The sequence below is a fragment of the Pseudoalteromonas sp. PS5 genome (assembly GCF_004103255.1).
In the GTDB taxonomy this organism is placed as follows: domain Bacteria; phylum Pseudomonadota; class Gammaproteobacteria; order Enterobacterales; family Alteromonadaceae; genus Pseudoalteromonas; species Pseudoalteromonas peptidolytica.
In genome coordinates, this window is the sequence record NZ_RCSQ01000057.1 from 1 (window position 1) to 8,259 (window position 8,259).

An 8,259-nucleotide genomic window follows, 5' to 3' on the forward strand; every position below is an offset into this window, starting at 1 on the left:
AATTGAGCAAGTATTAAGCCTAATTGGTATAACTCCCTTTTATGCTAAGTTCAAGTTAAGTAAAAAAGCCAGTGACGCTATCACTGGCTTTTATTTTGATGCAATAGCTATATTACCTAAGCTGTTACAGCGCTAATCCTAGTATTTGCGCTGCTTTTTCTAAATCGATATCGCCGTGCTCACCCAAAGCAGTCATGCCGTTCTTTTCAAGATTAGCAACTACCGCCGAGATTGCTTTTTCGTCCAAATCGTAGTCTGTTAAACGCGTTTTAACTAGCATCGCTTCAAAAAAGTCTTGCACTGCTTTGATTGTTTTATCAATTTGCACCGCCGTGTCGGCTTCGTTAATATCAAAAACACGTTTACCTAACTGCTGGATTTTCTCTGCTTTTTGCTCTTTCTGTACATACATAAGCGCTGGCAAAACAATAGCAAGCGTTTGTGCATGATCTAGGTTGTATAGTGCCGTTAACTCATGCCCTATCATATGTGTAGACCAATCTTGTGGTACGCCTTGACCAATTAAGCCATTTAACGCCATGGTAGCCGACCACATCACATTAGCTCTGACATCATAGTTTTCAGGCTCGCTCAGTGCTTTTGGACCTTCAGTGATGAGTGTTTGTAAAATACCTTCTGCAAATCTATCTTGTAGCGGCGCGTTTACCGGATAAGTCAGATATTGCTCAATTACATGAACAAACGCGTCTACTACACCGTTACTTACTTGACGAGGAGGTAACGAGTAGGTGTATTCAGGGTCAAGTACTGCAAACTGTGGTTGTACTGTGGGCGATGAAAATGCGCGCTTCTGCGAAGTGGCTTTTTTTGTCACCACTGAGTTGCCGTTACTTTCTGAACCTGTTGCTGGTAAAGTCAATACAGCTCCGATAGGTAAAGGGTCGCTAAAGCTTGCACCTTTAACCAAAATATCCCACGGCTCGCCATCAAAATGATAGGCAGCTGCAACGAACTTTGCACCATCAATCACGCTACCACCACCCACAGCAAGAATAAAATTGACGTCGTGCTCCTTTGCCGTGGTCACCGCCTGCATTAATGTTTCGTAGGTTGGATTAGGCTCTACCCCCCCAAACTCAATAACATCAACACCAGCCAGTGCGCTCATTGCTTGGTCGTATACCCCATTCTTTTTGATAGAACCACCGCCAAACAGCAATAGCACTTTTGCTTGCTCTGGTAATCTTGGTGTTATTTCACTCATTTGGCCTTTACCAAAGAGGATTTCAGTTTGGTTTTTAAATACAAAATTAAGCATGCTCAATTCCTCTGTGTTGTCTATACGGTAGATATAACGTTCATTCTCTACACTTTGGCTCATTCTCAGTGTAGTTTTTATTGATTCTTGTCTTATTGTCGCCTGTCTGCTACTGGTTGTGGCTTAATCGCGCCCAATACTTGCAATAGCGATAAATATTTTTATGTTTAGGCGAGTAACCAAAAACAGTGAGAGCCTGCAAGCTATGCAAGGCGGTATTCGACATTGCACCACTACTCTTTTAATACAAAGCGCTGTAAATAAAGCACGGCGATTTAAAAGTCTGATATCGTTGCGCTTTACCTGTGTTAATGGAAGCATAATACGTGATTTGCGAATTGAGGAGAATTCGGATAAGTTTGGAGGAGCAATCAGAATTCTTATGGCTTAATATGTTATGTCTCATCTAACCCAGTTAAAAACCTTTGTTGAAGTGTACCGCTGCAAAAATATCACCAAAGCAGCTGCCAATTTAGGCATGTCGCAACCCGCAGTCACGGCACATATTCAAACAATGGAATCAGTGGTCGGAAAAGCCTTATTTGAACGCCAAGCAAGAGGCGTAAAACCAACTCCAACAGCACATGACTTAGCACTTCAGGTATCTAGTCATATTGACATTTTAGAGCAGAAGATAACCTCTATACGGGCGAGATCAGAGGCTGTGTTTGGAACACTAAACATTGCAGGCCCTGCTGAATACATCAGCTTTGTGTCGGGTCCACAAATTGCTAATTTACTCCAAGCAGGTAACATCAATATAGTGCTGCATATAGGTAATAAAATTAATATTTTTGATGCCTTGCTCAACGATACCGCCGATATTGCAATTGCTGCATCCCCCCCCGATCCTGCAATATTCGACTATCTAGTGTTAGATAAAGAGCAACTATGGCTAGTCATGAATCGCCTAGAAGGACGAGAGATCCAAGACAGTAAGATCACCGCAGAGTTGCTCTCAACCTATAATGTTGTAACCTACGACCAAGACTTGCCACTAGTACGACAATATTTTGACCGTGTATTTAATGCCAGCTGTAACTCCAATGTTATTGCAATTTGTCCAGACATTCGCGCCATCGCACATATTATCCGTTCAGGCATTGGTTATTCAGTACTACCAGACTACTTATGCCGCGACTTAATTAAAGCTGGAGAGCTTATCCAATTGGGATCTGTTGGCCCAGAAAACAACATCTACTTGGTATGGAAAAAAGGCGCTTTGAAGCACCCGCGTATTGCATTTGCAAAAGATGTCATCTCTGCATTTGCAAATATTAACTACCTATCAAATTAAAAACTTGTAAAAAAATTATCCTACGCAGATTTTTTCTCGGTTCCCCTGTTACTTTAATGTGAACGAATAGAGACGGGGTTGGAACAACAATGGACTATCAAAGCCAATATCGTGACTTAACAATTTATTATAACGCGCTAAAAAAAGCGACCAAACAAAATGGTGCTGTACCAGACACAACGCTAAAGTGGCTCAGACTAGTTGAAACGACATTATTTGAATTACAGGAGCTTGCCCACATGGAAAAAGCCTATATTCAAAAATCAAGAACCATGAATAACCTGATTGAAATGGTATACTCTAGTGCGCCAAATCTAGAATAATCACCGTGCGGTTCGATTATAAAGCAAATAAAAAAGGTGCTGTTAAAAGCACCTTTTTTATTAAAACTGGCGAGCCTAATCTTAGGACGGAAAAACAGTCGGCTCACCTATCTAGTCAGTGTATTTTAGTAATAAGTATAACTTTACTCCTTGTCGCTAAAACCCTGTAGACAAGGTCAATTTACGCCCCCCATCAATACAATAACCAGCTGTTGGAATCTAATTTACGTACCAATACAACAACCGTTATGAACTCTCCAGAGCTCAAATTAGCGAGTGATGCACTTCGGAGTTGAATTCGCGAGTGGTTGCTGTCGAACAATAAAGCCAATATAAAGTACCGCTACACACAACAACATAGGTAACACTTTTAAATACTCAAAATAATCATAAAAGAAAGTTACTTCCCAAAATATTTTCGCGAATTCTTCGTTAACACCTAAGTGCTCTAAATTACGCAAAAAGTTTTCCATGAGCGCAAATAAGTCCACTGAAGCACAAAAGCCAACTAAAATATAGAGTGGCCCTTCAGCATAATTTTTCTCGAATATAGATGCCGTTTTACCTTGTGTTATAACGGCCGCAATAACCATTCTATATTTAAGTAAGAAAAGTAGAAGTAAGCTCATAACAAGTTGAATCGAAAATGCATAGATATTTTCATAGTAAAAGCTTTCTACCGATGGAAAAACGACATACCTTAAAGCAAGCGCAACAAGTACCTCTAGAACAAAAGTGCCCGCAAAAATAAAAGTCAGCAACTGACTATTCTTATCTTCCTTCGCCATAAACAGAATCAGAAATAATAATGCACAAGTAACTGGCTCAAAAACCAAAGCGCCTGTTATCGAGCCTGCGAGCAGTAACAATATCCCTCCCCTATCTCTCAAGTTGTTAGGATATAATCTTGAGAGCGTCTCTGTATCATCCAAAATATCAGCAAGTCTTACACGACATAAATCTGCAAACTTTAATAACGTCCCCAGCTTAAAAGAACTTGCACCACTCAAATAATTGTCCAGTGTACGTGTGCTAATATCTAAGTGCCGACATATTGTCTCTTTCGACATGCCTCGACGATGCTTAAGCCCTTGGATTAACTGTCCGACTCGCTGACTGACTTCATATTCTTCCGGTGTTTGCATCGACTTACGTTTTTTCCCTTATATCCGTTACATTAAACGAGCTTTAAAGCAGTTATCTTCACTGGGTTACCAACTGTTCAGGCTAGCTTTATTGTCTTTGCGTGCGATTATTGCTGTAAACAGTACCATTACACATGCCCAAGTTGGAGCAGCCTTAAGGTACTCAAAATAATCATAAAAAAAAGTCACTTCCCAAAAAGCTTTGGCAACACTTTCTTCAACACCCAGCCTTTCCAAATTGCGAAGAAAATTCTCCATGAGCGCTAAAAAGTCGACTGATGCTAAGGTAAGAACCAAAAAATAAACGGTTGCCTCTATAGGGCTTCTCTCGAGCACAGATGCAGAGCGACCCCGCGTCACCAAAACACTTAAAAACGCTCTATTTTTAAGCATAAAAAGTAGCAGTAAATTTATACAAAGCTGCAAACCAAAGGCATAAATATTTTCAAAGTAGTAACTTTCAACAGCAGGAAAAATAATAAATTTCAAGCAGTAGGCGACGATAACCTCTAGCATAAAAGCAATAACAAATATGCCAATGACACTTTGACTATTTTTATCTTTATTAGCGTAGAAAAATAACACGCAAAGAATTATCAGTATAATATTTTCAAAGAAAAACAAGCTCCAGATAGAGCTAAGACAAACAATTAGAATACTAAACTTATCTTTTAACCTATGAGGGTGTAATCGCGATAACGCTTCTGTTTCATCTAAGATATCAGCCAGTCTGATACGGCATAAATCTGCAAATTTTAATAAGGTACCTAGCTTAAAAGAGCTTGCTCCGCTTAGGTAATTATCCAATGTGCGTGTACTAATCTCTAAATGCTGACATATTGTCTCTTTCGACATACCTCGACGATACTTTAGCCCTTGGATTAACTGTCCGACTCGCTGACTGACCTCATACTCTTCTGGCGTTTGCATCGTCCTGATACTCTTTTGACTAAATTTAACACAGGCTTTGAATGAGAATCATACTATAAAAGCTGAGAGACACTCCAAAATTAACATTTTGGATTTAAAAGCAGAAGCCCCAGTCATGTTATAAATATGATCAGTTTCAACTTAATTTGGAAGTGATTAATAAAAGCTGGGGAATGCAATTCAATAGCCGTAACAACTACATTCAAAATACATTAACTAGCTTTGTATTGGTTGCCTTTTCGTTCTAACAACTAACCCAACGTACAGCAGGGCTACACACAACAACATTGGTATTGCTTTAAAGTATTCAAAGTAATCATAAAAAAAGGTCACTTCCCAAAAAGTTTTAGCTAACTCCTCATTTACCCCTATTCTATCCAAATTGCGCAAAAAGTTTTCCATAAGAGCCAAACCATCAACAACGGCTAAGAAAATCACTAATAAATATAATGGGCCTTCAGCATAATTTTTTTCAAACACAGTTGCTGATTTTCCGCGAGTGAGTAAGACAGCTATCGTCATTCGATGCTTCAATAAAAATAGTAGTGTTAGGCTTAATAATAAACATGTGGCAAAAGCAACTGTATTACCGATAAAGTTATCATTTACAGCAGGGTATATTATGGTTTCAAGCGTATACATGGCAATTGAAGACAGAACAAAAACAGCAGCAAAGCAAAGTGTTAATAGCTGACTGTTATCATCATTTTTTGATATAAGAACCAATAAAATTAAGGTCAGAGACATCATAATCTCAACAAGCGGTGCACTCGCGAATGTAACCAAGCCAGCTGCAACTAAGCTCGTCAATAACGCTAATTTAAATAAACTTTTCATATTCTGCCCCTAACTACCACTACTTTTATCAGCCTTTTCGACCCTTGGCCCATCATTTTTAGAAGTACCAACTCCTCCATTAACCAGCTTACACAATGAACGGCTAAGGACTATTTTTATCGGCTTGTTCAGTTCTGCATTCATTGTTCTCTTCCTCATTTTTCTCTCCGTACAGGCCTGAGAGCTTATCTGTATCTTCTAAAATATCCGACAGCTTTACTTTACAGATTTCAGCAAACCTAAGCAATGTACCAAGCTTAAACGAGCTGGAGCCATTTAAGTAATTGTCTAAAGTTCTGTTACCCACGCCGATACGGCGGCTGACTTCTTCTCTAGTCAAGCCTTTTTTACGTTTTAGCCCTTGTATCAGTCGGCCGATACGCTGGCTTACCTCATATTCTTCTGGCGTCTGCATCGCCCCACCATATCTCTCATTCGCCCCACTTAAAGTTAACCAAAAGTTTACACACGGTTAAATTTAAAGACAAGTAGGTGGCAATATTATTTATAGGCGGGTCGACACAAAAACACCTACTTCCAACTAAATATCTTATCACTATCTTGTTAATTTTGGTATAAATGGATTTTAAAAAATACTCATTATAAAGAGGTGTAAAATCTATTTTACTTCATTATTTTCATACTAACTTGCTATTGCACCCTCGCGGCTCGCCGATCTTTTTCTAATTTCGACCCCCATGTACAATACTGACAATATCATTAATGAAGGGACTGCCTTAAAATACCAAAAATAATCGTAAAAAAAGGTGACTTCCCAAAATTGTTGCGCTATTTCAAGTGGTACTCCTAACCGTTCACTACTACGAATAAAGTTTTCAATAAGCGCCGCAAAATCTACAAACATCAAGCAGCAAGCTAAAGAGAATAGCGGGGCATCAACATAATTTCGCTCAAAAATGCTAGGCACTTTACCCCTTGTTACCCAAGCAGCTATCAACATTCTGTGTTTTATCGATAGCGCCATCATGGTACTGAGTAATAAATGCAAGCTAAAAGCGTAAGTATTCTGCATATAATAGCTCTCAGCCATAGGGAAAATGATGTAATTAAGACAATAACCTGAAATCAACGTTAGGAAATAAATGACAAGTAGTATGGAGATAATACTTAAACTATTCTTATCTTTATATGCGTAGAAGAATAACGCAACCAATAATAAAAAGACTGTTGACTCAAATACCATTACGCCTGCTAATGAGCCAAGCAATATGGTAAATATACCTCCTTTGTCTTTCATGTTTTTTGAGTACAAACGCGACAGCGCATCTGTGTCATCTAAAATATCTGCAAGTTTTACTTTACATAAATCGGCAAGTTTTAGCAGCGTACCAAGCTTAAAAGAGCTAACCCCACTTAAATAGTTGTCTAACGTACGAGTGCTAATTTCCAAGCGTTTACATATTGATTCACGGGTCATACCACGTGTATCTTTTAGGCCAGCAATTAACCGACCAATACGTTGGCTTACCTCATACTCTTCAGGTGTTTGCATTGTACTACCATGATTGTGTTGCTATCCTTTTACATTTAACCCAAACATTACATTTAGTTAATTATAAAGACAAGTATCTCACGATAAAGTACATAGATAAAATTGCAAAAGTACACTACCGAAGAGGCAAAATGCCAATATGTTAACAAGCATACCAGCCCCTAACATGGAAAATACTCTACGCATCACCATCACAGTAAGTACAATTACAATCTCACCTATACAATAAGATGTTGAAATAAAAGCTAACTTTTTAGCAGCTAATAATCGGCATGAGCTTTACAAAAGCAATTAAAAACGTGTTAGCTATTTTGTAAATAGTATGACAAAGTAGGAGAGTGCGGCAGTGTTTCCAATGGGTAACGGTTATACACAGTATATGATGTGAGTTCGAGTCTCGCCCTGCCGCCACCTCCTCTTTTGAATAAAGAAAGCGATAACATATCAAAAACCCATTACGCCTCATTTACCAAACAACGACACAATCAGCTTAAACACTGAATTTCACATTATTCACTGAGGTTGTAATCCACGCGCCTACGGGAGGCGCGACGGGCAAACAACGTCGATATCAAACGATTCACTTTGTTTCAATCCACGCGCCTGCGGGAGGCGCGACTTATCAGCGTGATCCTGAGCAAGCCAGTTACAGAGTTTCAATCCACGCGCCTGCGGGAGGCGCGACAACTATGAACTAGACTTAACAGTGTTTGGAGAGTGTTTCAATCCACGCGCCTGCGGGAGGCGCGACGTTTTTGGGTTGGCGGTGAGGGCGTCGATGCGAGTTTCAATCCACGCGCCTGCGGGAGGCGCGACTGTCACGCCAGTGTAATGCTTTGCTATATGCGCAGTTTCAATCCACGCGCCTGCGGGAGGCGCGACTAAGGAGTTGGTCATTGCTCGTGATAAACTCAAGGTTTCAATCCACGCGCCTG

Annotated in this window: 7 protein-coding genes, 1 pseudogene and 1 CRISPR repeat array; of the genes and pseudogenes, 2 read left to right on the top strand and 6 right to left on the bottom strand. The window is 39.6% G+C overall.

Features of this window, described 5'->3' with window-relative positions:
* Positions 1-124: 124 nt before the first annotated feature.
* Positions 125-1,279, bottom strand: coding sequence for an iron-containing alcohol dehydrogenase (locus D9603_RS08210; protein WP_128730930.1), 1,155 nt, complete (start codon positions 1,277-1,279; stop codon positions 125-127).
* Between the two features lie 397 nt (positions 1,280-1,676).
* On the opposite strand from D9603_RS08210, the gene D9603_RS08215 reads away from it, so the two are divergent.
* Positions 1,677-2,576 (top strand): LysR family transcriptional regulator, encoded by a 900-nt coding sequence (locus tag D9603_RS08215; protein WP_128730931.1) that lies wholly within the window; start codon positions 1,677-1,679, stop codon positions 2,574-2,576.
* A gap of 89 nt (positions 2,577-2,665) precedes the next feature.
* The gene (locus tag D9603_RS08220) at positions 2,666-2,899 is read left to right on the top strand and encodes a hypothetical protein (RefSeq protein WP_128730932.1); all 234 of its coding nucleotides are present in this window, start codon (positions 2,666-2,668) and stop codon (positions 2,897-2,899) included.
* Between the two features lie 269 nt (positions 2,900-3,168).
* Here D9603_RS08220 and D9603_RS08225 read toward each other — a convergent pair whose 3' ends face one another.
* The 5 genes and pseudogenes from D9603_RS08225 to D9603_RS08245 all read right to left on the bottom strand — a co-directional run bounded on the left by D9603_RS08225 (position 3,169) and on the right by D9603_RS08245 (position 7,324).
* Positions 3,169-4,044, bottom strand: coding sequence for a helix-turn-helix transcriptional regulator (locus D9603_RS08225; RefSeq protein WP_128730933.1), 876 nt, complete (start codon positions 4,042-4,044; stop codon positions 3,169-3,171).
* Positions 4,045-4,110: 66 nt separating this feature from the next.
* The gene (locus D9603_RS08230) at positions 4,111-4,974 is read right to left on the bottom strand and encodes a helix-turn-helix transcriptional regulator (RefSeq protein WP_128730934.1); all 864 of its coding nucleotides are present in this window, start codon (positions 4,972-4,974) and stop codon (positions 4,111-4,113) included.
* Positions 4,975-5,190: 216 nt separating this feature from the next.
* A complete protein-coding gene (locus D9603_RS08235) occupies positions 5,191-5,811 on the bottom strand; it encodes a hypothetical protein (RefSeq protein ID WP_128730935.1) in 621 nt (206 codons plus the stop codon).
* 169 nt (positions 5,812-5,980) lie between these two features.
* Positions 5,981-6,226, bottom strand: a pseudogene (locus D9603_RS08240) (helix-turn-helix transcriptional regulator); the annotation flags it as partial.
* 228 nt (positions 6,227-6,454) lie between these two features.
* Positions 6,455-7,324, bottom strand: a complete 870-nt coding sequence (locus D9603_RS08245) for a helix-turn-helix transcriptional regulator (protein ID WP_128730937.1) — start codon at positions 7,322-7,324, stop codon at positions 6,455-6,457.
* Positions 7,325-7,845: 521 nt separating this feature from the next.
* Positions 7,846-8,206: a CRISPR direct-repeat array (repeat unit 32 nt; unit sequence GTTTCAATCCACGCGCCTGCGGGAGGCGCGAC).
* Positions 8,207-8,259: the final 53 nt, after the last annotated feature.

Excerpts from the sequence above, each read along its gene's own strand:
- D9603_RS08210 (WP_128730930.1), bottom strand. The coding sequence starts at position 1,279 with ATGCTTAATTTTGTATTTAAAAACCAAACTGAAATCCTCTTTGGTAAA.
- D9603_RS08215 (WP_128730931.1), top strand. The coding sequence starts at position 1,677 with ATGTCTCATCTAACCCAGTTAAAAACCTTTGTTGAAGTGTACCGCTGC.
- D9603_RS08220 (WP_128730932.1), top strand. The coding sequence starts at position 2,666 with ATGGACTATCAAAGCCAATATCGTGACTTAACAATTTATTATAACGCG.
- D9603_RS08225 (WP_128730933.1), bottom strand. The coding sequence starts at position 4,044 with ATGCAAACACCGGAAGAATATGAAGTCAGTCAGCGAGTCGGACAGTTA.
- D9603_RS08230 (WP_128730934.1), bottom strand. The coding sequence starts at position 4,974 with ATGCAAACGCCAGAAGAGTATGAGGTCAGTCAGCGAGTCGGACAGTTA.
- D9603_RS08235 (WP_128730935.1), bottom strand. The coding sequence starts at position 5,811 with ATGAAAAGTTTATTTAAATTAGCGTTATTGACGAGCTTAGTTGCAGCT.
- D9603_RS08245 (WP_128730937.1), bottom strand. The coding sequence starts at position 7,324 with ATGCAAACACCTGAAGAGTATGAGGTAAGCCAACGTATTGGTCGGTTA.